At 63.7% G+C, this 25,748-nt stretch carries 31 protein-coding genes; 12 read left to right on the top strand and 19 right to left on the bottom strand.

The features are described 5' to 3' along the window. Positions 1-14 precede the first annotated feature (14 nt). The 5 genes from QTA58_RS16940 (at position 15) to QTA58_RS16920 (ending at position 7,163) form a co-directional block, all read left to right on the top strand. Entirely contained in the window at positions 15-791 is a 777-nt protein-coding gene (locus QTA58_RS16940) for a 3-hydroxybutyrate dehydrogenase (protein ID WP_289669713.1), read from the top strand. A gap of 59 nt (positions 792-850) precedes the next feature. After that, positions 851-2,323 carry a xanthine dehydrogenase small subunit gene (gene xdhA, locus QTA58_RS16935; protein ID WP_085425020.1) on the top strand — a complete coding sequence of 491 codons (1,473 nt, stop codon included), beginning with the start codon at positions 851-853 and terminating at the stop codon, positions 2,321-2,323. 181 nt (positions 2,324-2,504) lie between these two features. Beyond that, on the top strand, positions 2,505-4,841 hold the full coding sequence (gene xdhB, locus QTA58_RS16930; RefSeq protein WP_289669712.1) for a xanthine dehydrogenase molybdopterin binding subunit: 2,337 nt from the start codon (positions 2,505-2,507) through the stop codon (positions 4,839-4,841). Between the two features lie 240 nt (positions 4,842-5,081). Further along, on the top strand, positions 5,082-5,915 hold the full coding sequence (gene xdhC, locus QTA58_RS16925; protein ID WP_289669711.1) for a xanthine dehydrogenase accessory protein XdhC: 834 nt from the start codon (positions 5,082-5,084) through the stop codon (positions 5,913-5,915). 312 nt (positions 5,916-6,227) lie between these two features. Continuing rightward, a complete protein-coding gene (locus QTA58_RS16920; protein WP_289669710.1) occupies positions 6,228-7,163 on the top strand; it encodes a LysR substrate-binding domain-containing protein in 936 nt (311 codons plus the stop codon). 16 nt (positions 7,164-7,179) lie between these two features. Here the strand turns inward: QTA58_RS16920 and QTA58_RS16915 are convergent, their stop codons facing one another. Next, positions 7,180-7,407: a hypothetical protein gene (locus QTA58_RS16915; RefSeq protein WP_289669709.1), complete on the bottom strand. Its 228-nt coding sequence runs from the start codon at positions 7,405-7,407 to the stop codon at positions 7,180-7,182. Between the two features lie 115 nt (positions 7,408-7,522). Between QTA58_RS16915 and QTA58_RS16910 the strand changes: the two genes are divergently transcribed. Next, on the top strand, positions 7,523-8,419 hold the full coding sequence (locus QTA58_RS16910) for a LysR substrate-binding domain-containing protein (protein WP_289669708.1): 897 nt from the start codon (positions 7,523-7,525) through the stop codon (positions 8,417-8,419). 64 nt (positions 8,420-8,483) lie between these two features. On the opposite strand, the gene QTA58_RS16905 is transcribed toward QTA58_RS16910, so the two are convergent. After that, positions 8,484-8,843, bottom strand: coding sequence for a hypothetical protein (locus tag QTA58_RS16905; protein WP_289669707.1), 360 nt, complete (start codon positions 8,841-8,843; stop codon positions 8,484-8,486). A 302-nt stretch (positions 8,844-9,145) separates the two neighbouring features. On the opposite strand from QTA58_RS16905, the gene puuD reads away from it, so the two are divergent. The 3 genes from puuD (at position 9,146) to QTA58_RS16890 (ending at position 12,960) form a co-directional block, all read left to right on the top strand. Next, complete coding sequence (gene puuD, locus QTA58_RS16900; RefSeq protein WP_289669706.1) at positions 9,146-10,372, top strand: urate hydroxylase PuuD; 1,227 nt, start codon at positions 9,146-9,148, stop codon at positions 10,370-10,372. 26 nt (positions 10,373-10,398) lie between these two features. Further along, a complete protein-coding gene (gene guaD, locus QTA58_RS16895) occupies positions 10,399-11,721 on the top strand; it encodes a guanine deaminase (protein WP_289673195.1) in 1,323 nt (440 codons plus the stop codon). A gap of 93 nt (positions 11,722-11,814) precedes the next feature. Next, on the top strand, positions 11,815-12,960 hold the full coding sequence (locus tag QTA58_RS16890; protein ID WP_289669705.1) for an alpha-hydroxy acid oxidase: 1,146 nt from the start codon (positions 11,815-11,817) through the stop codon (positions 12,958-12,960). A gap of 30 nt (positions 12,961-12,990) precedes the next feature. On the opposite strand, the gene QTA58_RS16885 is transcribed toward QTA58_RS16890, so the two are convergent. Next, positions 12,991-13,743 carry a hypothetical protein gene (locus QTA58_RS16885; RefSeq protein ID WP_289669704.1) on the bottom strand — a complete coding sequence of 251 codons (753 nt, stop codon included), beginning with the start codon at positions 13,741-13,743 and terminating at the stop codon, positions 12,991-12,993. A 113-nt stretch (positions 13,744-13,856) separates the two neighbouring features. Between QTA58_RS16885 and QTA58_RS16880 the strand changes: the two genes are divergently transcribed. Both QTA58_RS16880 and QTA58_RS16875 read left to right on the top strand, forming a co-directional pair. Then, positions 13,857-14,045 carry a type II toxin-antitoxin system HicA family toxin gene (locus QTA58_RS16880; protein WP_289669703.1) on the top strand — a complete coding sequence of 63 codons (189 nt, stop codon included), beginning with the start codon at positions 13,857-13,859 and terminating at the stop codon, positions 14,043-14,045. Positions 14,046-14,047: 2 nt separating this feature from the next. Beyond that, on the top strand, positions 14,048-14,455 hold the full coding sequence (locus QTA58_RS16875; protein ID WP_289669702.1) for a type II toxin-antitoxin system HicB family antitoxin: 408 nt from the start codon (positions 14,048-14,050) through the stop codon (positions 14,453-14,455). Here the strand turns inward: QTA58_RS16875 and QTA58_RS16870 are convergent. The 15 genes from QTA58_RS16870 to QTA58_RS16800 all read right to left on the bottom strand — a co-directional run bounded on the left by QTA58_RS16870 (position 14,452) and on the right by QTA58_RS16800 (position 24,264). Then, on the bottom strand, positions 14,452-15,201 hold the full coding sequence (locus QTA58_RS16870; protein WP_289669701.1) for a metallophosphoesterase family protein: 750 nt from the start codon (positions 15,199-15,201) through the stop codon (positions 14,452-14,454). The genes QTA58_RS16875 and QTA58_RS16870 overlap by 4 nt on opposite strands. Beyond that, the gene (gene uraH, locus QTA58_RS16865) at positions 15,201-15,557 is read right to left on the bottom strand and encodes a hydroxyisourate hydrolase (protein WP_289669700.1); all 357 of its coding nucleotides are present in this window, start codon (positions 15,555-15,557) and stop codon (positions 15,201-15,203) included. Before uraH ends, QTA58_RS16870 begins: the two co-directional genes overlap by 1 nt. Then, on the bottom strand, positions 15,554-16,054 hold the full coding sequence (locus QTA58_RS16860; protein ID WP_289669699.1) for an ureidoglycolate lyase: 501 nt from the start codon (positions 16,052-16,054) through the stop codon (positions 15,554-15,556). Before QTA58_RS16860 ends, uraH begins: the two co-directional genes overlap by 4 nt. A gap of 14 nt (positions 16,055-16,068) precedes the next feature. Further along, complete coding sequence (locus tag QTA58_RS16855; protein WP_289669698.1) at positions 16,069-16,431, bottom strand: HepT-like ribonuclease domain-containing protein; 363 nt, start codon at positions 16,429-16,431, stop codon at positions 16,069-16,071. Then, positions 16,428-16,718, bottom strand: coding sequence for a nucleotidyltransferase family protein (locus QTA58_RS16850; RefSeq protein ID WP_085425036.1), 291 nt, complete (start codon positions 16,716-16,718; stop codon positions 16,428-16,430). The genes QTA58_RS16855 and QTA58_RS16850 overlap by 4 nt, the downstream gene beginning before the upstream one ends. A gap of 66 nt (positions 16,719-16,784) precedes the next feature. Next, positions 16,785-17,129 (bottom strand): DUF86 domain-containing protein, encoded by a 345-nt coding sequence (locus tag QTA58_RS16845; RefSeq protein ID WP_085425037.1) that lies wholly within the window; start codon positions 17,127-17,129, stop codon positions 16,785-16,787. Next, positions 17,126-17,416: a nucleotidyltransferase family protein gene (locus QTA58_RS16840; RefSeq protein WP_085425038.1), complete on the bottom strand. Its 291-nt coding sequence runs from the start codon at positions 17,414-17,416 to the stop codon at positions 17,126-17,128. The genes QTA58_RS16845 and QTA58_RS16840 overlap by 4 nt, the downstream gene beginning before the upstream one ends. 57 nt (positions 17,417-17,473) lie before the next feature. Further along, entirely contained in the window at positions 17,474-18,496 is a 1,023-nt protein-coding gene (gene alc, locus QTA58_RS16835; RefSeq protein ID WP_085425039.1) for an allantoicase, read from the bottom strand. Continuing rightward, complete coding sequence (gene uraD, locus QTA58_RS16830) at positions 18,497-18,994, bottom strand: 2-oxo-4-hydroxy-4-carboxy-5-ureidoimidazoline decarboxylase (RefSeq protein WP_085425040.1); 498 nt, start codon at positions 18,992-18,994, stop codon at positions 18,497-18,499. After that, positions 18,991-19,917 (bottom strand): allantoinase PuuE, encoded by a 927-nt coding sequence (gene puuE, locus QTA58_RS16825; RefSeq protein WP_085425041.1) that lies wholly within the window; start codon positions 19,915-19,917, stop codon positions 18,991-18,993. The genes uraD and puuE overlap by 4 nt, the downstream gene beginning before the upstream one ends. Positions 19,918-19,987: 70 nt before the next feature. Further along, positions 19,988-20,290: an AzlD domain-containing protein gene (locus QTA58_RS16820; protein ID WP_085425042.1), complete on the bottom strand. Its 303-nt coding sequence runs from the start codon at positions 20,288-20,290 to the stop codon at positions 19,988-19,990. Then, positions 20,287-21,015, bottom strand: coding sequence for an AzlC family ABC transporter permease (locus tag QTA58_RS16815; protein ID WP_085425043.1), 729 nt, complete (start codon positions 21,013-21,015; stop codon positions 20,287-20,289). The genes QTA58_RS16820 and QTA58_RS16815 overlap by 4 nt, the downstream gene beginning before the upstream one ends. A gap of 262 nt (positions 21,016-21,277) precedes the next feature. Further along, positions 21,278-22,135, bottom strand: coding sequence for an AraC family transcriptional regulator (locus tag QTA58_RS16810; RefSeq protein WP_289669697.1), 858 nt, complete (start codon positions 22,133-22,135; stop codon positions 21,278-21,280). Positions 22,136-22,226: 91 nt separating this feature from the next. After that, entirely contained in the window at positions 22,227-22,934 is a 708-nt protein-coding gene (locus QTA58_RS16805) for a DUF1045 domain-containing protein (protein WP_085425045.1), read from the bottom strand. A 121-nt stretch (positions 22,935-23,055) separates the two neighbouring features. Further along, positions 23,056-24,264 carry an FAD-binding oxidoreductase gene (locus tag QTA58_RS16800; RefSeq protein WP_289669696.1) on the bottom strand — a complete coding sequence of 403 codons (1,209 nt, stop codon included), beginning with the start codon at positions 24,262-24,264 and terminating at the stop codon, positions 23,056-23,058. Here QTA58_RS16800 and mnmD point away from each other — a divergent pair. Next, positions 24,263-25,006 (top strand): tRNA (5-methylaminomethyl-2-thiouridine)(34)-methyltransferase MnmD, encoded by a 744-nt coding sequence (gene mnmD / locus QTA58_RS16795; protein ID WP_289669695.1) that lies wholly within the window; start codon positions 24,263-24,265, stop codon positions 25,004-25,006. The two genes, QTA58_RS16800 and mnmD, sit on opposite strands and share 2 nt — an antisense overlap. A 164-nt stretch (positions 25,007-25,170) precedes the next feature. Here the strand turns inward: mnmD and QTA58_RS16790 are convergent, their stop codons facing one another. Then, complete coding sequence (locus QTA58_RS16790; protein WP_289669694.1) at positions 25,171-25,599, bottom strand: hypothetical protein; 429 nt, start codon at positions 25,597-25,599, stop codon at positions 25,171-25,173. Between the last annotated feature and the right edge of the window lie 149 nt (positions 25,600-25,748).

Here is a 25,748-nt window from a genome sequence, read left to right as displayed (position 1 = left end):
AGGGAGATAAGCGGATGAGCAGAACCGTCGTCGTCACCGGCTCCACGAGCGGCATCGGGCTCGGCGTCGCAAGGGCATTTGCGACGGAGGGCGCCAATGTCGTCATCAACGGTTTCGGACCGGCGGATGCGATCGAGGCGACCCGCAGGGAGCTCGACGGCTTGAGCTCCGGCACGGTGCTCTATCACGGCGCCGACATGACGAAACCAGCAGAGATCGAGGACCTGATCGCGACGGCGGCGAGGAATTTCGGCACGATCGACGTGCTCGTCAACAATGCCGGCATCCAGCACGTGGCGAAGATCGAGGAATTCCCGCCGGAAAAGTGGGACCAGCTCATCGCCATCCTGCTCTCCTCCGCCTTCCACACGATGCGCCACGCGATTCCTCTCATGAAGAAGGCGGGTCATGGCCGCATCATCAATGTCGCCTCGGCCCATGCGCTTACGGCATCGCCCTTCAAATCCGCCTATGTCGCCGCAAAACATGGTATTTTAGGCCTGACGAAGACGGCAGCCTTGGAACTTGCCGAATTCGGGATTACCGTGAACGCGATATGCCCGGGTTACGTGCTGACCCCGCTGGTCGAGAAGCAGATCCCCGATACCGCCCGCGAGCGCGGCATCTCGGAGGCCGAGGTCAAGAGCGAGGTGATGCTGAGGCTTCAGGCCACGAAGGAATTCGTCTCGATCGAGGAGGTGGCGGCCGCCGCCATCTATCTGGCGAGCGACGCGGCGCGAAGCATCACCGGCACGCATATCTCGATCGACGGCGGCTGGACGGCTCAATGAGGGCCGGTGGCCCGGAAGGTGAATGAACAGAAGCCGGAAACGGCGGACGAAGGAGACAAATGAGCGAAGCCATCCGCTTCATCCTGAACGGAGAAGAGGTCACCCTTGGAAATTTCGGGCCGACGGAAACCCTTCTCGACTATCTGCGCCTGAGGCGGCGGCTGACAGGAACCAAGGAGGGTTGTGCGGAGGGCGACTGCGGCGCCTGCACCGTGCTGGTCGGGCGGTTGACGGAACAGGGCCTGCGCTACGAAAGCGTCAACGCCTGCATCCGCTTCCTGGGTTCCCTGCACGGCACCCATGTGGTGACGGTCGAACATCTTGCCGGGCGCGACGGGGAACTGCATCCGGTGCAGCAGGCGATGGTCGATTGCCACGGCTCGCAATGCGGCTTCTGCACGCCCGGTTTCGTCATGTCGCTCTACGGCTTGTGGCTTTCGAACGGCGAGCCGACGCGGGCCGATATCGAGAGCGCGCTGCAGGGCAATCTCTGTCGCTGCACCGGCTACGAGCCGATCGTGAAGGCGGCCGAGCAGGTTTCCCGAAACCGGCCGAGCTCGCTCTTCGATCCGCTGGAGCGCGACCGCATCCAGATCATGGCGAGGCTCTGGGCCATCCATGCGGAGGTCGATACGATCGTGGTGGAAAAGGACGGCGCGCGCTCGATCGTGCCCGCCTCCGCCGCAGCCTTCGCCGACATTCTGGCCGAAGAGCCCGAAGCGACGATCGTCGCCGGCGCCACGGATGTCGGTCTCTGGGTCACCAAGCAGATGCGGCAGCTCGATCCGGTGATCTTCATCAACCACCTCGCCGAACTGCAGTCCGTCACGGCGGACGAGACCGGCATCACCATCGGCGCCGGGGTAAGCTACACGCAGGCTTTCGATGTGCTGTCGGAGGAAATCCCGCCGCTCGGCCGGCTGATCGACCGGATCGGCGGCCAGCAGGTGCGCAACATGGGCACGATCGGCGGCAATATCGCCAACGGCTCGCCGATCGGCGACACGCCGCCGCCGCTGATCGCGCTGGGCGCGGAACTGACGCTGCGCACCCATTCCGGCCGGCGCACCATTTCCCTCGAGGACTTCTTCCTCGCCTATGGCAAGCAGGACCGGCTGCCGAGCGAATTCGTCGAGAAGATCTTCGTGCCGCGCCCGGCCGAAGGCAGCCATTTCGCCGTCTACAAGATCTCGAAGCGGCGAGACGAGGACATTTCGGCGCTCTGCGGCGCCTTCAACCTGACGCTCGACGGCGACGGCAAGGTGGCGAAAATCCGCATCGCCTTCGGCGGCATGGCGGCGACGCCGAAACGGGCGAAGCATGTGGAAGAGGCGCTTTTCGGCCAGGTCTGGAGCTGGGGCGTCATTTCCGCGGTGCGCGACCTCTTCGACGAGGACTACGCGCCGCTCACCGACTGGCGGGCGACGGCGGAATACCGCAGCCTGACGGCCAAGAACCTCCTGACCCGCTTCTTCCTGGAAACCGCCGGCCAGAGCCACGAACTGCGCCGCTTCGAGCTGGAGGAGGCGTGATGGCCAGCATATCAAAAAAGTTCCCCTCTGGCCTGCCGGCCATCTCCCCCACAAGGGGGGAGAAAACCCGTTGCACGACCTTCCTGCAAAAGCTGCGGGTGAGCATGGCGGTCAAGCCCCTCCCCCTTGTGGGGAGGGGTTGGGGAGGGGTTTTGACCCGCAACGCAGGAGGTCTCCTCTGATGGACAAGTCGACCTTCGAAACCAAACCCGTCATCGACGGCCGGATGCATGTCGCGCTGAAACATGATTCGGCGCATAAGCACGTCACGGGACAAGCCGAATATATCGACGATATTCCCGAACCCGCCGGCACGCTCCACGGCGGCCTCGGCCTCTCCGACCGGGCGCATGCGGAAATCGTCTCGCTCGACCTTTCCGCCGTGAAGGCCGCGCCCGGCGTTCTCGCCGTCATCACGGCGGACGACATTCCGGGCTTCAACGACGTCGCCTCGACCGGCCAGCACGACGAGCCGCTGCTCGCCACCACCGAGGTGCAGTTCCACGGCCAGCCGATCTTCGCCGTGATCGCCGAGACCCGCGACCAGGCCCGCCGGGCGGCAAAACTCGCGCATGTCGAATACCGCGACCTGCCCCACTGGACCGATATCGACGGCGCGCGCGAGAACGGCGCCCCCTTCGTCGTCGAGCCGATGACGCTGAAGCGCGGCGAGCCGGAAACGGAGATCGACAAGGCGCCGCTGCGGATCCAGGGCCACATGTATATCGGCGGCCAGGAGCATTTCTATCTCGAAAGCCATGTCGCCATGGCGATCCCCGGCGAGGACGACGAAGTGACCGTCTGGTCCTCCACCCAGCACCCGAGCGAGGTGCAGCACATGGTGGCGCATGTGCTCGGCATCGCCAACAATGCGGTGACGGTGATGACGCGGCGCATGGGCGGCGGCTTCGGCGGCAAGGAGACGCAGGGCAACCAGTTCGCAGCCCTTGCGGCGGTCGCCGCCAAAAAGCTGAAGCGCGCGGTGAAATTCCGCCCCGACCGCGACGAGGATATGTCGATCACCGGCAAGCGGCACGATTTCCGCGTCGATTACGACGTCGCCTTCGACGAGGACGGCCTGATCCATGCGGTCGACGCGACCTTCGCGGCGCGCTGCGGCTTTTCCGCCGACCTTTCCGGCCCGGTGACCGACCGCGCCCTCTTCCATGCGGATTCCAGCTATTACTATCCGCATGTGCGCCTCACCTCGCAGCCGCTGAAGACCCATACCGTCTCCAACACCGCTTTCCGCGGTTTCGGCGGGCCGCAGGGCATGCTGGGCGGCGAGCGGATCATCGAGGAGATCGCCTATGCGACGGCCAAGGACCCGCTCGACATCCGCAAGCTGAATTTCTACGGCCCGCGGGGCTCCGGGCGGACGGTGACGCCCTATCACCAGGAGGTCGAGGACAATGTCGTCGCCCGTATCGTGGACGAGCTGGAGGCGTCGTCCGACTATCAGGCCCGGCGCCGGGCGATCCTCGACTTCAATGCCGCAAGCCCGGTGATCCGCAAGGGCATCGCGCTCACTCCGGTGAAATTCGGCATCTCCTTCACCATGACCGCCTATAACCAGGCGGGTGCGCTGGTGCACATCTATCAGGACGGCTCGATCCACCTGAACCATGGCGGCACCGAAATGGGCCAGGGCCTCTATACCAAGGTGGCGCAGGTCGTGGCCGATACGTTCCAGGTCGATATCGACCGGGTGAAGATCACCGCGACGACGACCGGCAAGGTGCCGAACACGTCGGCGACGGCGGCCTCCTCCGGCTCAGACCTCAACGGCATGGCGGCCTACGACGCCGCCCGCCAGATCAAGGAACGGCTGATTGAATTCGCCGTGCGGCAATGGAAGGTGGCGCGCGAGAAGGTGGAATTCCTGCCGAACCGGGTCAGGATCGGCGGCGAGATCGTGCCCTTCGACACGCTCGTCAGGGCCGCCTATTACGACCGCGTGCAGCTTTCCGCGGCCGGCTTCTACAAGACGCCGAAGATCCATTGGGACCGCAAGGCCGGGCGTGGCCGACCCTTCTATTACTTTGCCTATGGGGCGGCGGTTTCGGAAGTGGCGATCGACACGCTGACCGGGGAATATCTGGTCGAGCGCACCGACATCCTCCACGACGTCGGCAAGTCGCTCAACCCGGCGATCGACATCGGCCAGGTGGAAGGCGGTTTCGTGCAGGGCATGGGCTGGCTGACGACGGAGGAGCTCTGGTGGGACGACCGGGGGCGGCTCAGGACCCACGCGCCGTCCACCTACAAGATCCCGCTCGCCTCCGACCGGCCGAAGGTCTTCAACGTCAAGCTGGCGGAATGGTCGGAAAATGCCGAACCGACGATCGGCCGCTCCAAGGCGGTCGGCGAACCGCCCTTCATGCTGGCGATCTCGGTCTTCGAGGCGATCTCCATGGCGGTCGCGAGCGTGGCCGACTACAAGATCTGCCCGCGGCTCGACGCGCCGGCGACGCCGGAACGCGTTCTGATGGCGGTGGAGCGGCTGAAGGCGATGTGATGGCAGCGATCGCGGCATATGCAGGTGTTTGGAAAGAACACCCCCTCTGGCCTGCCGGCCATCTCCCCCACAAGGGGGGAGAGACCAGGAGGCAAGGCCCCGCTTCTAAAAACAACATGGAAAGCTGCCGAGGCTTCTCTCTTATCGGAAGGGAAGAACGGTGCGGCATATTTTCTCCCCCCTTGTGGGGGAGATGGCCGGCAGGACAGAGGGGGACTTGCTTGGGAGACACGACCCGCCATGCCTGACCTTCCCCTCCCCGCCTTCCTCGCCGCCCACCCCCGCATGATCCTCATCGAGATCGCCGAGGCCAAAGGCTCCACCCCACGCGAGGCCGGTGCGTTCATGATGGTGACGGAAAACGCCATCTGGGGCACGATCGGCGGCGGGCAGTTCGAATATATGGCGATCGACAATGCCCGCGCCATGCTTGCAGGCGGCGGCGATGGCATGATGGACATTCCGCTCGGCCCGGAGATCGGCCAATGCTGCGGCGGACGCACGCTGCTGAGTTTCCATCTCATGACGCCGGTGCTCGCGGAAAAGCTGGAAAGCCGGATGAGGAGCGAAGAGGAAGATCGGCCCGCCGTCTATCTCTTCGGCGCCGGCCATGTGGGCCGTGCGCTCGCAAGGGCGCTCGCCCCCCTGCCCTTCGCGGTCACCGTCGTCGAAACCCGTGCCGAAGCGCTTGAGGACCTGCCTGCGGAAGCGGAAAAGCACCTGACCGCCATGCCGGAAGCCTCTGTGGACAAGATTCCGGCGAACGGCGCCGCAATCGTCCTCACCCACGACCACGCGCTGGATTTCATGATCGCCGGCCGGGCGCTGGCGCGGACCGACCTCGCCTATGTCGGCATGATCGGCTCGGCGACGAAACGCGCCACCTTCGCGCGCTGGCTGAAACGCGAGGGCGGCGAAGAGGCGATGCTCGCCCGCCTCGTACTGCCGATCGGCGGCTCCACGGTGAAGGACAAGCGTCCGGCGGTGATTGCCGCACTTGTCGCAGCCGAATTGCTTGCCGCCTATGCCGCGCGACAGGACCAGCCGTCAAAGCGGCAGGTCCCGAGCGCCTGATCGGCGCCTCTGCTGCCAGAAGGCTTCCGTGCGGCTTTCCGGCGGGGCCTCGGGGAGCCCAAGATCACCCCGCAGATCGTCCGGCAAAGTCGGAACCCGCGGCCGCGCGGGCCTGAGGAGACGGAAAAACCGGAGAAGCCCGCGCCGGAAGAAGCCCGGACGGACGGATTTCAACGGCATAGGAAAAGCGTTTGCGGACAGCATGATCGCTCCACATCGACAGGAAGGTTGAATGGATACGGTGATGAATGCAGCCGATTGCCGGGGAATTCCAATTCAAATACAATCGGCCGCGATCAAGAGAGCTTATCGATGAAATTATCGCGCCGGTTTCCGCTCAATGCGCTTCGGGTCTTCGAGGCGGTCGCACGCCTGGAAAATTTCACCCGTGCGGCGGAAGAACTTGGCATGACCCAGACGGCGGTGAGCTATCAGATCAAGCTTCTGGAGGATCATCTTGGCGACACCGTCTTCCTGCGCAAGCCGCGGGCGCTGCAACTGACGGAAACCGGCCGTCGTCTGCTGCCCAAGGTGACGGAGGCATTCACGCTGCTTGGCGACGCCGTGCAATCGGCCCGCAGCATCGCCGACGAAACCCTCGAAATCCATTCGCCGCCGACCTTCGCCTCTCATTGGCTCTCGCCGCAGCTGCTCGCCTTCCAGGCCCGGCATCCGCAGATCGCGGTCCGCCTCTTGCGCCAGATGGACGGCACCGACCAGCACCGCACGGCACCCGACGTCGCCATCCACATAGCCTCCGAGCCTCTGGAGGGCATGATCTGCCATCCCATCCTGCGGCTCGAATACTCCCCCATGCTGGCGCCCCGGCTGGCCGAAAACCTGGACGGCCTTCGCGAACCGGCGGACCTTTTGAGGCTGCCCTGGATTTCCGACACCAGAGGATGGTGGCGCGAGTGGTTCGAAGCGGCGGGGATCGATCCCGCGCCGATCAGGCGCACCAGCCTCAACGCCCTCGGCGCGCTCGAACTGGAGGCGAAGGCCGCGATCGCGGGCCATGGCGTGGCCATGCTCAGTCCGTTTTTCTTCAGCGACGAGTTGGCGTCGGGGCGGCTCGTCCAGCCGTTCGATCTCTGCGTGGGCGACGGCAAGACCTATTGGCTCGTCTATCAGCCGGCGCGACGCAACGCGCCGAAGATCAAGGCCTTCCACGCCTGGATCGAGGATGCCCTCGCCCATGATCTGGCGACGAAGGCCGTCAGGCCGGTCGAGACGCCACCCGCAGCGTGAGGCACGGCGTTAGCACCTAAAGATTCCGCTGCGAATAGATGAGCCGGGCGGCGCGGAAGGCACCCTCCTCCGCCGGGCAGCGCCGGTCGCGGCCGTCCATCAGGCCGATGTCGCGCTGCCAGGATTCCGGCATTTCCTCGATGTCGAGATCGTTCCGGCGCACCGTCAGCCGCCGGCGGATCACGTCCGCAAGAGCGAGCCTCGGCAAAAGCCGGTCAACGACGAGATTGACGTTCGAAAACATCACTTGTCTCCTCGGGATACCCCGTTTTCATTTGATCGATATGGAGGTAATTTGCGCCCTTAAACATCGGTAATCCAATCGAATTACCGTCTCTATGGATCAAGAGAGATTATCCATGAAGATGTCGAGGCAGTTCCCGCTGAATGCGCTGCGCGTGTTCGAATCCGCCGCCAGGCAGATGAGTTTCACCAGGGCTGGAGAGGAGCTGGGCCTGACCCAGACGGCGGTGAGCTACCAGATCAAGCTCCTGGAGGATACGATCGGCGAACAGCTCTTCCTGCGCCGGCCGCGGCAGGTTTCATTGACCGAAGCGGGCGAGAGGCTGGCGCCCAAGATCGCGGAAGCCTTCTCGATCATCGACGAAGCCGTCACCAATCTGAACGACACGTCGGAAAGCACGCTGATCATCCATTCGACGGCGACATTCGCCTCCCGCTGGCTGGCGCGCTATCTCGGAACGTTCCAGCTGGAGAATCCGGGGATCGCGGTGAGGCTTGAGACCTCGCAGGAAGTCATCGATTTTTCGAGAACCGAAGCCGACGTGGCGATCCGCACCGGCAAGGGAGAGTGGCCGGGCCTGCGCGTTCATTTCCTGATGAAGAGCCATTTCACGCCGATGCTCAGTCCCGGCCTGGCGGCAACGATCGGCGGGGTGAAGACGCCTGAAGATATTCTGAAGCTCCGGATCATCGATCCCGGCGATCCCTGGTGGCGCATCTGGTTCACGGCCGCGGGCATGCCGGATGTCGATCTCGGCGGTCGTCCCAGCAGCCGGTTCGGCGCCCAGGCTTTCGAGGCGGCGGCGGCCGTTGCCGGCCAGGGCGTCGCCATCCTGAAGCCCGAGTTCTACGCCGACGATGTGGCGCTCGGGCGGTTGATCCAGCCGTTCGACCTGTTGAGCGACGACGGCACCGATTATTGGCTCGTCTATCCCGAAGCCCGAAGGAATTCCAAAAAGATTCGCGCCTTCCGCGATTTCCTGCTGAAGACCATACCGGCGGTCGGCAACTGACAGTCAGTTTTCTATCCGTCGCATTTCCGAAGGGAAAGCTGACCGGCTGTTTCCGATGCAGCCCTTAGTAACTCATGTCCGGCGCATAAAAGCAGCGGAGCGTATCCTCGGTCGGATAAAGGCAGAGATGATATTCCTCGTCCTGGCTGCGCCGCGCCTGGCTTTGAGGCAGCGTGAAATGGTGCGGGCGGGTGATCAGCCTGTGATCGCCCGGGGCAAGCGAAATTTCGTAACCGCCCTTGGTGACCTTGACGTTCTTGGTCGAGATCATCTGGCAGTCGCCGCTATGGTTGTCGCCGTTGCAGCAGAAACCATCGTATTTCCATGTTACGCCAGTGGGGCTGTGGGCTTCATGGGCTTTGGCCGAACCGATAGATACGCAAGACGCATACGCGATCATCACACCTGTCAGAATACCACGCATGAGCTTAGTCTCCGTTGATGATGCCATCCCCGGCGAGCTTTTCACGCAATACCCGGACTTTCGCCGGTTGACTTGCATTTGTCACAATACGTGAGTCGCCTTAGCCGGCTAACCCCCAACTGTTGCAATGCACAAGTAAGCACATTCTACATTTGTGAAATTGGAGGATCACGGGCAGTTGAACTCGAAGGGATGAGGATCGGTTCCGCGGGGGAACAAAAATCTACCCGGCGATAATCCCTTTCCTCTTGTCGGTTTTTTTCGCAGAGTGACGAGTCGGGGGGCAAAAAGGGGAAGATTGAATGTATGAATATGCCGTCGCCTGGGAATGGCTGAGTTTTGCCGCCCGCTGGTTCCATGTCATCACCGGGATAGCCTGGATCGGTTCGTCCTTCTATTTCATCGCGCTCGATCTCGGGCTCGTGAAGCGCCCGCACCTGCCGCCAGGCGTCAATGGCGAGGAATGGCAGGTGCATGGCGGCGGCTTCTACCATGTCCAGAAATACCTGGTGGCGCCGGCCGAGATGCCCGAGCACCTCACCTGGTTCAAATACGAGAGCTACTTCACCTGGATTTCCGGCTTCCTGATGCTCTGCATCGTCTATTACGGCGGCGCGGACCTCTTCCTGATCGACCGGACCGTGATGGATCTCACGCCCTTGCAGGCGATCGGCATTTCGCTCGCGTCGCTGGCGCTCGGCTGGGTGATCTACGACCAGCTCTGCAAGTCGCCGATCGGCCGGAACACCTGGGGGCTGATGATCGTGCTCTATATCGTGCTGGTCGCCATGGCCTGGGGCTATACGCAGGTCTTTTCCGGCCGCGCCGCCTTCCTGCACCTCGGCGCCTTCACGGCGACGATCATGTCGGCCAACGTCTTCTTCATCATCATCCCAAACCAGAAAGTGGTGGTGGCGGACCTGATCGCCGGCCGCACGCCGGACCCGAAATACGGCGTCATCGCCAAGCAGCGCTCGCTGCACAACAACTACCTGACGCTGCCCGTCATCTTCTTCATGCTGTCGAACCATTATCCGCTGGCCTTCGCGACCTATTTCAACTGGGTGATCGCAGCCCTCGTCTTCCTGATGGGCGTGACGATCAGGCACTGGTTCAACACGACGCATGCGCGGAAAGGCCGGCCCACCTGGACCTGGCTTGCGACGGTCGTCCTCTTCATCGTCATCATATGGCTTTCGACCGTGCCGAAAGTGCTGACGGGCGAGACGGAAACCTCCATGACGCCGATGCAGCAGAAATTCGCGGGCAATGCCCATTTCGGTGCGGCGCGGGACGTGATCCAGGCACGCTGTTCCATGTGCCACGCGGCCGAACCCGTCTATGAAGGCGTCACCTTCACGCCGAAATCCGTGAAGCTGGAGACCGACGGGGAGATTGCCGCGCATGCGCGGGAAATCTATATCCAGGCGGGACTGAGCCACGCCATGCCGCCCGGCAATGTCACCGGCATTTCGCCGGAGGAGCGCAGGCTCATCACGGCCTGGTATGAAAGCGCGATATCCGAATGACCGAGAAACTGATCCCCAACAAGCTGATCCCCAACAAGCTGATCAGGGGACGATTGCTCTCCTTCAAGCGGGCGCCGCTCAGCCTGACCGATACGGACAGCTACAGCTACGAGCACGACGGCGCGCTGCTGGTGGCGGACGGCAGGATCGCCGCCTCCGGCGACTATGCAACCGTCAAGGCCGGGGCGCCGGAAGAGGTCGAGGAGATCGATCACAGGCCGCATCTCATCCTGCCGGGCTTCATCGACATGCACCTGCATTTCCCGCAGATGCAGGTGATCGCCTCCTACGCCGCCGACCTCTTGGAATGGCTGAACACCTATACCTTCCCCGAGGAATGCCGTTTCGTCGAAAGCGGGCATGCGGCGCGCATCGCCACGCATTTCTACGACGAGCTCCTGCGCCACGGGACGACGACGGCGGTCGCCTATTGCTCCGTCCACAAGGCATCCGCCGACGCCTTCTTTGCCGAGGCCTTGAAGCGCGGCATGTGCATGGTCGGCGGCAAGGTGATGATGGACCGCAACGCGCCGCAGGGCCTGCTCGATACGCCGGAGATGGGCTATGACGAGACGCGCCAGGTGATCGCAGACTGGCACGGCAAGGGGCGCAACCACGTGGCGATCACGCCGCGCTTCGCCATCACCTCGACGCCGGCGCAGATGAAGGCCGCCCAGGCGCTGGCGGAAGAATTCCCGGACCTCTTCATCCAGACGCATCTTTCCGAGAACCACGAGGAGATCCGCTACACGCTGGAACTCTATCCGCAGGCGAAGGACTACACGGACATCTACGCCCATTACGGATTGCTCGGGCCGAAGACGCTGCTCGGCCACGCGATCCATCTTTCCGAGCGCGAGGCGGACGCCCTCTCGGAAACCGGCGCCGTCGCGGTCCACTGCCCGACCTCCAATCTCTTCCTGGGCTCCGGCCTCTTTCCGATGAAGGCGCTGATGCGGCGGGAAAAGCCGGTGCGCGTGGCGGTGGCGACCGATATCGGCGGCGGCTCGAGCTATTCGATGCTGAAGACCATGGACGAGGCCTATAAGATCCAGCAACTGCTGAGCGAGCGGCTGAACCCACTCGAAAGCTTCTACCTGATGACCCGCGGCAATGCCGAGGCGCTGTCCATGACAGACAGGATCGGCACGCTGGAGCCCGGCACCGACGCCGACCTCACGGTGCTGAACGCCGCGGCCACGCCGGCCATGCGGCTCAGGATGAAGACGGTAAAAACCCTGCCCGAAGAGCTCTTCCTGCTCCAGACCATCGGCGACGACCGCGCCGTGGTGGAGACCTATGTGGCGGGGGAAGCGATGAAGAACGGGCTGGAGCAATCTGCCGCCTGAAATTTCCGGCCGTGCATGCAACTGGATGAATCCGCTGGCGATATGCCTTGGATGTGGTAGTTCTCCGACGACATTCCGGAGGAAAACGATACGATGTCCAAGCCGCTGACCATTGCCGACCTGAAGACCCTTGCACGGCGTCGTGTGCCGAAAATGTTCTTCGACTATGCCGATAGCGGCGCCTGGACCGAAGGAACCTACCGGGCGAACGAGGAAGACTTTTCCAGGATCAAGCTGCGGCAGCGCGTGCTGGTCGACATGACCAACCGTTCGTTGGAAACCACGATGATCGGCGAGAAGGCTTCGATGCCCGTGGCGCTCGCCCCGACCGGCATGACCGGCATGCAGCATGCAGACGGCGAGATGCTGGCCGCCAAGGCCGCGGAGGAATTCGGCATTCCCTTCACGCTCTCGACCATGAGCATCTGCTCGATCGAGGACGTCGCCGCGGTGACGACCAAGCCCTTCTGGTTCCAGCTTTACGTGATGAAGGACCGCGGCTTCATCGAGCGGCTGATCGGCCGCGCCAAAGCGGCGAAATGCTCGGCCCTCGTCGTCACCGCCGACCTGCAGATCCTCGGCCAGCGCCACAAGGACATCCGCAACGGCCTGTCGGCGCCGCCGAAGCCGACCCTGAACGCCGCCCTGCAGCTCATCACGCGCCCGCGCTGGTGCCTGGAAATGCTCGGCACCAAGCGCCGCGGCTTCGGCAATATCGTCGGCCATGCGAGCAACGTCTCCGACCTTTCCTCGCTGGGCGCATGGACGGCGGAGCAGTTCGACCCGAAGCTTTCCTGGGACGACATCCGCTGGATCAAGGACCTCTGGGGCGGCAAGATGATCATCAAGGGCATTCTCGACGAGGAGGATGCGCGCGCCGCGGCCGATACCGGCGCCGACGCGATCATCGTCTCCAACCACGGCGGCCGGCAGCTCGACGGCGCGCCGTCTTCGATCAGCATGCTGCCGAAGATCGTCGAAGCCGTCGGCGACCGGATCGAGGTGCATGTGGACGGCGGCATCCGCTCCGGCCAGGACGTGCTGAAGGCGGTGGCGCTCGGCGCGCGCGGCACCCATATCGGTCGCCCCTTCCTCTATGGCCTCGGCGCCATGGGCAAGGATGGTGTCACGACGGCCTTGGAAATCATCCGCAACGAACTCGACATCACCATGGCGCTCTGCGGCAAGCGGGACATCCAGACAATCGACCGCAACATTCTCGCGAACGCGCCGTTCTGACTTTGGTCCTAAGGCGGCCGAGCTGCCGTGTCAGCACCAGCCGCCTTTCGCTCCCGGTTTGCGCGCGAGACCTTCGCGAACGAGAACATCCGACAGCGAGATGCCGTTCCGCGTCACCTGCCTGAGCTTGTGGCCGTCGATTTCCGCGTCGTTGCCCTGCCAGGTAACGAGCTCGAACGGCCCGGAATCGAGGAAGGCGCGCACGCGCAGTTCCGCATCGCTCGCCTTGATCCGCTCTTCCTCGCAGGCCGGTTTCTTGATGTTCGGCACCTCGATGCCGACGAGACGGATTTTCTGGCCGTGGAAGACGAAACGGTCCGCCGCGACGACGCAATCATCCTGCTTGGCCGAGCCGCAGAGATAGAATTTCGCTTGGTAGGCACCGGCAAGCTTCTCATCCGCTCCCGGTGTTTCGGCCGGCTTGGAAACCGCGTCCGCGATCGGCTTGCCGATCGGCGCCGGGGGAATGATCGCAGCGGTATGGCTCTGATCGGGCAGCATCGCCGGCTTCGGCGTCACCGGGCGGTGAGCGGCGGAGGCTACGGGCTTCGGCGGAACCGGCCTTTCGGGAGCAGATGCCGGCTTCGCGGCGACCTGCACCGGCTTTCCGGCCGTCAGGCCCGCCACGAACCGGCGCGCGGCGGCCGAATTGTCATAGAGCGCGATACCCCCGCCGATCACGCCAAGTATGGCGAGCCAGGGCAGGAGCGACGAATTGGAGCCGCCCGACGACCGCTTGCCGCTTTTACGTCGTGAGCGTGATTTTCCGCGCGATTGGGCCATGGGAATCTCTCCTGTCGAATCGAGGAGAAGTATCGAGCCCAAGGATTTCCGAAAGGTTTCTTCCGGCCGACGTCGAACTTGATGTTGTGTATTGATGTGTATAAATTCAAGCCATGAAAAGTGCCGAGGTGATCGCGCTGCTGCGCAAGGACGGCTGGACGGAAGTGGGCCAGAAAGGTAGCCACGTTCAATTCAAGCATCCTCACAAGCCAGGGCGCGTTACCGTTCCCCACCCGAAGCGCGATATTCCGCTCGGCACGCTGCGGAGTATAGAGAAGCAAGCCGGGCTGAAATTGAGGTGACAATGAGCAACTATATCGGCCTTATCCATAAGGAAGCGGACAGCGATTACGGCGTGTCCTTTCCGGATTTCCCTGGCGCCGTGACGGCAGGCTCGACGCTGGACGAGGCCCGTCGGATGGCCGAGGAGGCGCTCGCCTTTCATGTGGAAGGCATGATCGAGGATGGCGAGACCATTCCCGAGCCCTCAAGCCTCGAAAGCGTGATGGCAGACCCGGATAACCGTGACGCGGTAGCGATCCTTGTCAGCCTGAAGACGCAAGCCGCAAAGGCCGTGCGCATCAACATCACGCTGCCGGAGGATATCCTGCAGCGGATCGACAGGTTTGCGGAGGCGAACGGCCTCTCCCGCTCCGGTTTTCTGGCGCGTGCCGCGCGGCGCGAGATCGAGCGGAATACGACGCCTAACTAACCAACCCTGCCCGTCGCCAGCGCCGATGCCCAATCGGGTCGGCCGTTTTCGGCTGCAAGCCGCGACATCGCCATGTGATCGTAGGCCACATGCCGGAACTGGGGCACCCAGCCCCTCCCCGTCTTTTCGAGCACCGCATAGCAAGCCATCGCATGGCCGGTCTCGACCTTGTGGAAGACCGGCTGTTCGTCGTCATAGGCCTGGCAGCCGACGCTTCCGGGATTGACGATCAGCCGTCCGTCGGAAAGCTGCACGACCCGCGCAATGTGGCTGTGCCCGCACAGGATCAGCGGCTGCTCTATACCCTCCGCCATGGCCTCGATTTCCTCTTGGCGCCTCAGGCATACGTGGCCTTCGGGAGAAACCTTCTCCAGCCAATAGAGATTGTCGTCCGCGGGCGTCGCATGGCAGAGAAAGACGTCGTCGCGATAGACCATGCTGGCGGGCAGTTTGCGCAGCCAGTCGAAATGCCGCGGCGCGAGCTGCCGATGGGCATGCGCATCGGAGGCACCGAGCGCGGCGGCGGGCATTTCGAGAAGATAGCGGTCGTGATTGCCGCGCACCGTCCGGGCCGCCTCCATGTCGAGAAGCAGCATGAGATCGGCGGTACGGCCGGCCTCCAGAGGGCCGCCGAAGCAATCGCCGAGATTGACGATGTCGCGGATGCCGAGCGCGGCGATGTCGGCCAGCACCGCTTCCAGCGCTGCGCAGTTTCCATGCACGTCTGCGATCGCGGCAAAGCGCATCAGCTCCCCCGGTAAGTGGAATATCCATAGGGCGAGAGGAGCAGCGGCACATGGTAATGGGCCGTGACATCCGAAATGCCGAAACGGATCGGGATCGTGTCGAGGAAAGCGGGCTCCGCGAGCGTGACGCCGCGGGCGCGAAGATAATCCCCGGCATGGAAGACCAGTTCGTATTCTCCGACGGTAAAGGTCTCGCCGACCAGGATCGGGCCTCCGTCGACGCGCCCGTCGCTGTTGGTGGTGACGGATTTGATCTTCTCGCGCCCGTCGCCCGCCAGCCTGTAGAGGTCGATCGTCAGGCCTTGCGCGGGCGTGCCGCTCGCCGTGTCGAGGACATGGGTGGTGAGGCCTGTCATGGGCGGGGCTCCGCGATGAAGTAGGTTTTCTCGAAAAAGAATTCTTCGTAGTTTTCCGGCGGGTTGTCCCTGTCCACCACGAGGAAATCGCTGACGGCACCGAGCGCCATCAGGGGGTGGTGCCAGACATCGGGAAAATAGTTGACGCCCTGGTGCGGCTGGACGAGGAAGACCCTGGGCTTGCCGGGCCTGCCTCCTTCGTCGTCCGAGACGGCGGCGAGGAACGGCCGGCCGGACAGGGGCGTAAAGCTCTGGCTTGCGAAAGGGTGCCGCTCCATCATGGTGACGGCATAGGGGAATTGCCTCGGCTGGCTGCGGAAGATGTTGAAGATCAGGCGCACGGGTTCGCCCGTCACGACCGGTTCCGCCAGTGCGTGGTAGCGTTCCGTCGTGCCGCCGTTGATCAGCCGCATGGTCGAAGGATCGGCCTCGATGACATCGCCATAGGGTGCGAAGGCTTGCTTGGTCAGCGGCAGGATTTCAAGATATTCGGTCACGTCATTCTCTTTGTTCATTCGCCCTGGGCACGCCAGTTGCGCAGGGAATCGAGTTGGGAAACCAACATCGGCAGAGAGGTTTTCACCGTATCCAAAACGATCGGGAGTTCCAGTTCGTAATAGTCATGGATGACGAAATTGCGCATGCCCTTGATCTTCGACCATGGGATTTCAGGATGATCGACGGCGAAATCGGGATGATGGATCATGATCCTCGAAGCGCTCTCGCCGATCAGGACCAGAGCCATGCCGACAGCCATCTGCGTGCGTACGTCGGAGAGAAATGCATCCTGCTCCATGCCGGCCGCAAATTCGCAGGCCAGGAGTGCCGCAGATCGCATCTGATCGAGATATTCCTTCAGGCGATCCGCACTCATATGGCTGTAGCTTCCGACAGAATCCGCTCGCGCATGGATTTCCGGATACCGCCCGACGTCACGAGATCGACCTTCACCTGGAGGAGCGTTTCCAACGTGTCTTGCAGACCGCCGAGGTCGAACAGGGTTGCGCCGGGTAGCGCGTCCACCAGAATGTCGATATCGCTGTCCGGGCCGTCTTCGCCGCGGGCCACCGAACCGAAGACGCGCGGGTTCGCCGCGTTGAAGCGCTTCGTCGCTTCGCGGATCGCTTCCCGGTTCTGCTCCAAGACTTCCGACGGTTTCATCGCGGCGTCACTCCTGATGCCCGTCAATATAAGCGACGGAACGTGGTGAGGAAAGAAGCGGCCTCCTCAGCTTCGGATCGAAGCGAGCTGACCTACTAACTCCGGTATATTTGTCGTCACCGTACGCCAGACGGTGTCAATATCGACTTCAAAATACTGATGTGCAATGCGATTTCGCATGTTCCGGATATCCCGCCAGGGAATTTCCGGATGTTCGACGACGAAATCCGGGAACCGCTCCATGATCTTCGTGGCGCATTCGCCGATCGCCATGATGTTCGCGATGACGGCATCCTGCTTTATTTCATCAAGGACGAATGCATCCCGGCCCATGCCTGCGACATAGCGCATGGCCTTGCTTCCCGTGACGATCATCCGATCGAGATAGGCGTCGAGGCGCTCCACATTCATATAGCGGCGGCTTCCGCGATGATGCGTTCCCGTACCTTCGGCGGGAAATCGCCCGGAACCTTCACATCGACCGGCACTCCAAGCGCCTCTTCCAGATCTCCCTGAAGCCCGCCGAGCGTGACAAGGGATGTCGTCGGTGACGGGTCGACCAGAATGTCAAGGTCACTATCCGGCCTGTCTTCCCCGCGCAGCACGGAGCCGTAGACGCGGGGATTGGAGACCTGTCGGCGGGCGACGATCTCCCTGATGATCTCCCGGTTCTGCTCCAAGACTTCCGACGGTTTCATCGCGGCGTCACTCCTGATGCCGCCAATATAGGCGACGGAACGTATCGAGGAAAGAACTCACGCCTTCGTCCCGTAGAGCCGCAGCCGCATCGTGCCGCCGTCGGGATGCATGGCGTAGCGAACATGGGTGACGGGGCCGATATCGGCGACGGTGCCGGGGCCGTATTCGTGGGCATGGTCCATCTCAAGCTTCTGGCGCGGTAGGATCGGCTTCCAGCTCTCCGACGCGGCGATCTCGGCCTCTGTCAGCGTGTCGCCGAGTTCCGGCAGATAGGCGCCGAGCAGCTCGCAGGTATCCGGGAAATTGCCCTTGAAGAAGTGGGTATCCACGACCGCGCGCCGGATCGCGCCCGGATGGCCGAGGCGGATCACCGCCCAGTCGTGGCCGGGCCCCCGGCGGCGCTTGGTCTCCCAGCCGTCGCCCATGTTGAGGCCGCGGCCCGGCCCCAGCATCTTGTCGGGATGGCCGTAATGGGCGTCCGACCAGGCGAGCGCCTTGGCGCCGTGGAAGATATAGGCAAGGTCGATCTCCTCGCTCGGGCCGACCTTTTCCCAGTCGAAATGCGCAGAACCGTAGACGCGCAGGCGTGCTATGCCGCCGTCCGGATAGATGTGCAGGCGAAGATGCGTCCAGACCTTCTCCTTCCCCGCATTCTCGAAGAAGTGGTGCGCGCCGGGTCCGAGCGCCGATTTGCCGAGGATTTCCGTCCATTGGGTGGCGTCGGTCGGATCGCCGTTTTCGACGAACGCGGCCTCGATCGAGCAATGGGGCGGATAGTTGCCGGTGAAATAGCTGGTATCGACGTCGAAGCCGAAGATCCGGCCCGGCATGGCGAGCTTGATTACCGAGAAGTCATGGCCGGGAACGCGCTTGCGGCGGCTTTCCCAGCCGTCCATGTATTTGCCGTTGTCGTCGTAGAGGTCCGGGTCGAAGCTCGCCGGCGCATCGTTGAGCATGCGTTCGAGCGGCGCGAAGAACTCGTCGGTCGCATAGAGACCCCTGGCGCCGAGACGCGCCGACGCGAGGTTGATCGCGCCGATTGCGAAGGATGGCAGGGTGTTATCGGTCGTCTCGGTCATTCAATTCTCCGGAAGTATGGATTGCAGGCGCAGAAGCGCGATTTTCTCCACCTGGGCGGTGGCGGTCTCGAATTCCTCCTCGGCACCGTTATGGATGCGCTTTTCGAAGGCGGCGAGGATGTCTTGCCTGTCGAGCCCCTTTACCGCGATGATGAAGGGAAAGCCGAATTTTTCCGTATAGGCGGCGTTGAGCTCGGTGAAACGGGCATGTTCTAATGGCGTGAGGCGGTCGAGCCCGGCGCCGGCCTGCTCTTGCCTGCTGTCTTCGGTGAGCTCGCCCGCGATCGCGAGCCTGCCGGCGAGATCGGGATGGGCGCGGAGCACGCCGAGCCGTTCTTCGCGGCTCGCCTTCCGGAAGATCGAGACCAGCGCGGCATGCACGCCCTTTGCCGTCAGCGGCACGAGGATGAGGCCTGCGTCATAGGCGCGCTCGGCGATGAACGGCGAATGCTCGAACACGCCGCCGAATTTCTCGATGAAGTCGCCCCGCGCGCTCAAAGCTCACCTGCCGGCTTGTGGTTCTCGTGCCAATGATTGGCGATCTCGATGCGGCGCGGCACCCAGACCTTGTCGTGGGAGAGCACGTATTCCATGAAGCGGCGCAGCGCCGCCACCCGGCCCGGACGCCCGACGAGACGGCAGTGGAGACCGACCGACATCATCTTCGGACTGCCCTCCTTGCCCTCCTGATAGAGCGTGTCGAAGGCGTCTTTCAGATAATTGAAGAACTGGTCACCTGCATTGAAACCCTGCGGCGTCGCAAACCGCATGTCGTTGGTTTCGAGCGTGTAGGGGATGATCAGGAAAGGCTTGCGGTCGAGGCCCGGCACCCAATAGGGCAGATCGTCCGCATAACTGTCGGAGGAATAGAGGAAACCGCCCTCCTCCATGACGAGGCGCAGCGTATTGTCGGACGGCTTTCCCTGGTACATGCCGTAGGGCCGCTCTCCGACGAGCTCGGTATGCAGCCGCACGGCCTCGCGGATATGCTCGCGTTCCTTCTCCTCCGGAAAATCCCTGTATTCCAGCCAGCGATAGCCGTGGCTGGCGATCTCCCAGCCGGCTTCCTTCATGGCGGCGACCGCTTCCGGATTGCGCGCCATGGCGAGCGTCACGCCATAGACGGTCGCCTGGACTTTCAGCCCGGTGAACAGCCGCCAGAGCCGCCAGAAGCCGGCGCGCGAGCCGTATTCGTAGATCGACTCCATGTTGAGGTTGCGCTGCCCCGGCCAGGGCGCAGCGCCGACGATTTCCGACAGCAGGCATTCCGAGGCCGGATCGCCGTCCAGAATGCAGCTCTCTCCACCTTCCTCATAGTTGATCACGAACTGGACGGCGACGTGGGCGCCGCCCGGCCATTTGGGATCGGGGGTGGAACGGCCGTAGCCGACCAGGTCGCGCGGATAGTCTTGTCCCTGCATCAAATCACCTTGAACACATGATGCCGGACGGTAGCGCACCCGTTCCGCCGATGTCGAGACAAAACGCGACCTACATGCCGAGCGCCCGGAGAACGGCCACGCAGGCGACGCCGAGTGCCACGGAAACGAGCATCGGCAGACGGAATGCCGCAAAAGCGGTCACCGCGCAGGCGATTGTTTCGGCAATGCCGGTGGCGAAGGCGGTCGGCGCGACGACGGCCATCAGGACGGCGGGCGGGATCGATTCGATCGCCTTGCGGCGGCTGCCTTCGAGCGAGACGTAGCGGATGAGGAAGAGGCCGCCGACGCGGGTCAGCATCGTGGCGGCCGCCATGGCGAGGATGGCGGCGAGCGTGGCGAAGTCGATGCTCATGACGCCGCCTCCACGCTGCGGCGGCTGCCGGCGGCGACGGCGGCGAGAAGGCCGGCGAGGGCGCCCGCCGCGATATACCAGACCCCCGGCACGAAATGCTGCGTGAGGACGGCGGCCGCACCGCTGGCGAAGAGTACGGCGCCGGTTTCCGGCCCCTTCCAGAAGCCCATGACCAGCACGATGAAGACAGCCGGAAAGGCGAAGTCGAGCCCGAGCACGACGGGATCGCCGAGAAAGGCGCCGAGGGCGGCGCCCGCGACGCCCGACACAATCCAGGCGAGATAAAAGGGAGCGACCAGGCCGGCGAACCAGGCAGGCGTCAGCCTTGCCGCCTTGGCCCGGAATTCGGCCATGGCCCATATCTCGTCGGCGAGGAAGAGCATGGAGAGATAGCGCGAGCCCGGACCGAAGGCCTGCATCCTCGTACCGAGCGACGCGCTCATCAGGACATGCCGGATGTTGACGAGCAGCGCAGCGAAGCCGACGCCCGTCCAGGACGCCGGATGCGTCCAGATATCCATTGCCACGAATTGCGAGCCGCCGGCAAAGACCAGCGCGCTCATCAGGCCCGCTTCGGCCGGCGTGAGGCCCTTGGTGGCCGCCACCGCGCCGAAAACGAGGCCGATCGGGATCACCGCGGCGATCAGCGGCGCGATCGCCCGCATCCCGCCGAGGAAGTCTAGCAGTCTTGCATTCTCATTCACGTCGAAAACCTTTGATTTCATGTCCAAGCACGTCGCCCCCTCACCCGGCCTCCGCTCCGCTCGGCCACCAACCGGGGACGGGTCGACGGCCCCGTCCCGTCCTCCGGACCCCCGAGGGGAGAGGAGGATCGGAGACGCCGCGGCAACTCCCCTTCTCCCCTCGGGGAGAAGGTGCCGGCAGGCGGATGAGGGGGATGCCTAGAGCGTATGGTATCTGCCGTCTTGAACGAAAGTGACGCCAGCAAGCAAGGCGGCGGCAAATGCCACCGACCGGAGACAAACGCTACCGCGCCCGGTATTGCCCCGGCGTCAAACCCGTGCGCGCCTTGAAATGGCGGGTGAAATGCGCCTGGTCGGAAAAGCCGCATTCGAGCGCGATCTCCGCCGGCAGGCCGCCTTCGCGCAGCCGCCTGCGCGCCGCCCTGATGCGGATATCGGTCAGGAAGGAATGCGGCGTGATGTGGAATTCCCTGCGGAAGGCACGGATGAGATGGGCGCGGCTGAGCCCCGCCACGACGGCGAGTTCCTCCAGTCCCACATCGGTGGCATAGCGCTCGACCAGGTAGTCCCGCGCCCGGCGGACGGCGGATCGTTCCGCGGTGTCGGTCGGCACGAGGATGGAGCTGCCGTGCCGGCGGAACATGGCGTCCAGCACCAGGAACATGGGCTGGCTCGTCTCCAGCGCCCCGCCCCCCTCCTCCAGCGTGCGATGCGCCTCGTGAAACGCGTCGGCCAGTTTCCGGTCGTGGAGGATCTGCCTGCCGAAAGCGGGCGTGCCGTGGAAGGGCTTGCCGGTGACGTCCTCGAGAATCTCGCGGAAGAGCGACAGGTCCGGGTAGATCATCCGGTAGCGGTAGCCGCCGCGCGAAGGCGCGCCGTCGTGGGTCTCGCCGGGATTGATGAGGTAGAGATCGCCGGGACCGGAAGCCTCGCGCGTGCCGCGGATCGTCGCCACCTGACTGCCGCTTTCGATCGCGCCGATGCTGAACGTATCATGCGCGTGCGGGGCGAATTCATGGGTCAGGAAGGTGGCCGTCAGGCATTCCATGCCGCCGAAACGCGTATCGCGCCAGAAGCGGGTGGTTTCCGCCTGCGCCAGCGGCATGTGATCGGCGGCCTGTTCCTGGGAGATGTTCTGCATCTCCCCGATATAGCATTCGGGTGCGCTGTTTTCTTGAACAAAAGTGACCGCCTGCCGTCGCCTTGAAGCCGTACCCGCTTCCGGGTTGGCTTCAAGCGATCTTCCGCGCCGCCACCCGGCCCATCGGATGCAGGGAATGCACCTGGAAGGGCGCGCCGGGCTCCTCCTCCACGAAAAGCGCCAGATTGGCGACCTCGACCGGCTTCCTCAGATAGGGATCGAAATATTCCCTGAGCGCCAGTTCGAAACGCGGCATCTCGACGGGCGAGAGCGGTCCCGTCAGCGTCATGTGGAAGCGGAATTCGTCCATCACGTAAGGGTTGCCCCAGCGGTGGAGATTGGCGAATTGCGGCGCGGAGAGGTCGCCGGTATCGCTCCGCTCCAGCTCGGCTTCCGTGAGCGGCGCGCGGAAGGCGTCGAACTCCTGCACCACGGAGGCGGCGAGGAAACGCATCGCCTCGCAGGGAATGACGGGCGCAAGGCCGAAGAAATTGCCGAGCCGGACGACTTCGAGTCTCGGCAATTCGAACGGATCATGGGCGCCTGCAAACCGCATCAGGTGGCGCAGCAGCATGGGTTCTGTGACGTCGGAGGCGAGACGGAAGGGCGCCTTCAGCGTCGCATGGAAACCGTTGCGGCGTGGCAGCGCGGTATTGAAGGCGATGTCGTGGAGGCCGATGCCGCGGATCGCCGGAGGCTCCATGGCCTCGCCGGAAAAGGCGTTGCGGCCGAGCCACTGGGCCGCCGCAAGCGTCAGCGGATCATGAGCCGGGGGCGTGAAATGAATGGCATAGCGCATGCGTCACCTTCTCGTGCTTCCTTTCCCGGCCCTGATGTTTACGCATTGCTCAACAATCCCTGCGGAGGGGGTTAAGTGATTTGCGTGACAGATTGACGACGAAAGGTTGAGCGTTTCGCGCTTAACGCGAAGCGGCAGACAGGTGATTTTGAAGCGTGAATGACGCCGGAAGCCGTATTTCACCGGACTTTACGGCGCCGAGCGCCGCATCCGAAAGCCTGTGGGCGAGCCCGAAGCTGACTTTGAAACCACCTGTGAGGGCAATCACGTGCGGGTGATCGGGATGCGGCCCGACCATCGGGTCGCGGTCGATCGCCTTCGGGCGCAGGCCCGCCCAGCGCTCGACGACCGGTGCCTGCCCCAACGCGGGCACGAGCGCCCTGGCACGGACGATGAGATCGTCGAGCCGTGAATCGGTCGAAAAGGCATCCTCGAAAGCGTCCTCGCTGGTGCTGCCGACCGCGACGTGGCCGCCCTCATGCGCGACGACGTAAAGTCCGTTGAGGAAGATCACCGGCAGCGAGGGATCGACATCTGCCCTGAGCAGCGCCGCCTGTCCCTTGACCGGCTGGCCGATCGGAAGCGGCAGGGCCGGCGAGATGGCTTCCAGCAGCGGAAAGGAACGATGACCGGCCGCGACGATGGCATGGCCGAAGGCGATGCCTTCGCCGCTCCGGAAGACGACCCTGTTGCGCGCGGGGTCGATCCGCTCCGCCTCGAGGCCTTCGACAATCCGGACATGCCCGGCAGAACGCAGGAAGGCGGCGAGCACCGAAACGAGGCTGCGGGGCGAGACGCGGGCGGCAAAGGTATCGTGGACGAGGCCGGCCTCGGCGAAGGAGGCGTCCGGCCAGCCATCGTCCGGCGGGCGATCGATGACATGCCAGTGGAAACGGCGGCCGCCTTGCCGCCAACGGGTTTCGGCATCCGCGGAATGGCGGAGCGCGATCGTCCTCAAATGCGGCTTCGGCAAGGGGATCAGCCGGCCGGAACGGCGGTAGCCGCAGGCGATGCCGGTCACCGCCTCGATATGGGCGATCTCGTCTTCCAGTGACAGGAGAGCATCGAACTGGAACTGCTTCTTGTCGTTCCACTTGTCCGGCATGTGCGGCATCAGCGCGCCCAAGAGCCCGCCGCTCGCCCCCTGCCCCGGCCGGCCGGCATCGACGAGCACCGTTTCGATGCCGTGGCGCTCCGCCTTCACCGCCGCCCAGAGACCCATGATGCCGGCGCCGAGGATGACGAGGTCGGCCCGCGCGGGAAGAGCCGGAGATTGGCCGCGAGAACCCGATTGACCCCGGGGGTCGGCAGGATTATCCGCATGTCCCATGAGCGACCGTGATCCCGACATTCTTGCAACCGCCGGCCGGACGCCGGACCGCCAGCCTCTCGACTGGCACGACGGCGATATGCCCTATTCGCAAAAGTTTGGCGATCACTTTTATTGCCGCACCGACGGGCGGCTGGAATGCGGCCATGTCTTCTTGGCCGGCAACGGCCTGCCCGAACGGTGGTCACCGGGCGGAGACTTTCGGATCGGCGAACTCGGTTTCGGCACCGGACTGAACTTCTGCGAGACATGGCGGCAGTGGAAGCTTTTCCGCAAGCCCGGCGCGCTGTTGCATTTCATGTCTTTCGAACTCTATCCGATGAAAGGCGATGAAATCGGCCGGGCGCTCTCCCGCTGGCCGGAGATCGAGGCGGAGCGCAAGGCGCTGACGGCCGCATGGCCGGACGAGCCTGCCGGCATGGTCGATCTTCAGATGGACGGGCAGACGCGGCTGACGGTCGTCTGTGGCCCGGCGCCGGAAGGCGTCGCCAATGCGCAACCCGGTTTCGACGCCTGGTTTCTCGACGGCTTCGCGCCGTCGCGCAATCCGGACATGTGGTCGCCCGAGCTGATGCAGGCGATTTACGGGAGAACCGTGCGGGGCGGAACGTTCGGCACCTATGCCGCCGCCGGCTTCGTGCGTCGCAACCTCCAGGCCGCAGGTTTTACCGTCGAACGCCGGCCGGGTTTTGCCGGAAAGCGCGAGATGCTGTGCGGGAGAAAACCGGAACCGGCCGAGTAACATCTTAGAGCGCCGTGCGTCCGAACGGACGCACGGCGCTCTAACTTATTGAATCTACGCATCGTGCTTACCGAAAATCGATTCCGATTTTCGGGCCGATGCTGTAGCCGTCGTCAAGGCAGCCGTATGAACGACGGCCTTGACGACGGCTTCATGCGGCTCTGTCAGCTCGACCGGACGATATCCCGATCAAGCTTGCGGATTTCCCGTTGCAATTGCTGATAGTTCCGGCCGGGAATCACCCCGTCGTGCCGATCGGCCACCGCCATCGCCTGGGCGCGGATATCCGCTTCCTCGTGCCTGGCCGAATTCGCCGCTACGGGCCTCAGCCTGTTGATCCTGCGATCGTAGACGCGCAGTTCCGACAGGACATGCGTCAGCCGCGGCCTTTCGGCCATGGTGCGATGGATGCTCGATGTCGTCATGGGAGCCATGCGCGGGATCGGGGGATTGAGCGCATCCGCATGCGGATCAATTCCTTCATAATAGTCACCGGAACTGTCGTCGATGCCGCCGCTCGCCGCGAAGGCGCCGCCGACCAATGTTGAGAGCATGAGAGCGGAAAAGACGGTTGTCTTGATGAAACTGCGCATGGCGCGTCTCCTTCAAAAAACGGAAGCGGGCTTCCGAAAGGCTGTCTCAAGCCGTCGCGTCGCGGCAATTGCCGCCGGCGGCATTCAGCCTGCTTGAAGGTCTAGCGCTCGCCGCCAGCCCCGTCACGTTAAAGTAAAGTAATTTCCCC

This window comes from Neorhizobium sp. CSC1952, from assembly GCF_030378245.1.
GTDB classification, from domain to species: Bacteria; Pseudomonadota; Alphaproteobacteria; order Rhizobiales; family Rhizobiaceae; genus Neorhizobium; species Neorhizobium oryzae_A.
Note: the sequence above shows the minus strand (reverse complement) of the source record. Positions and strands in the feature narration are given on the sequence as shown.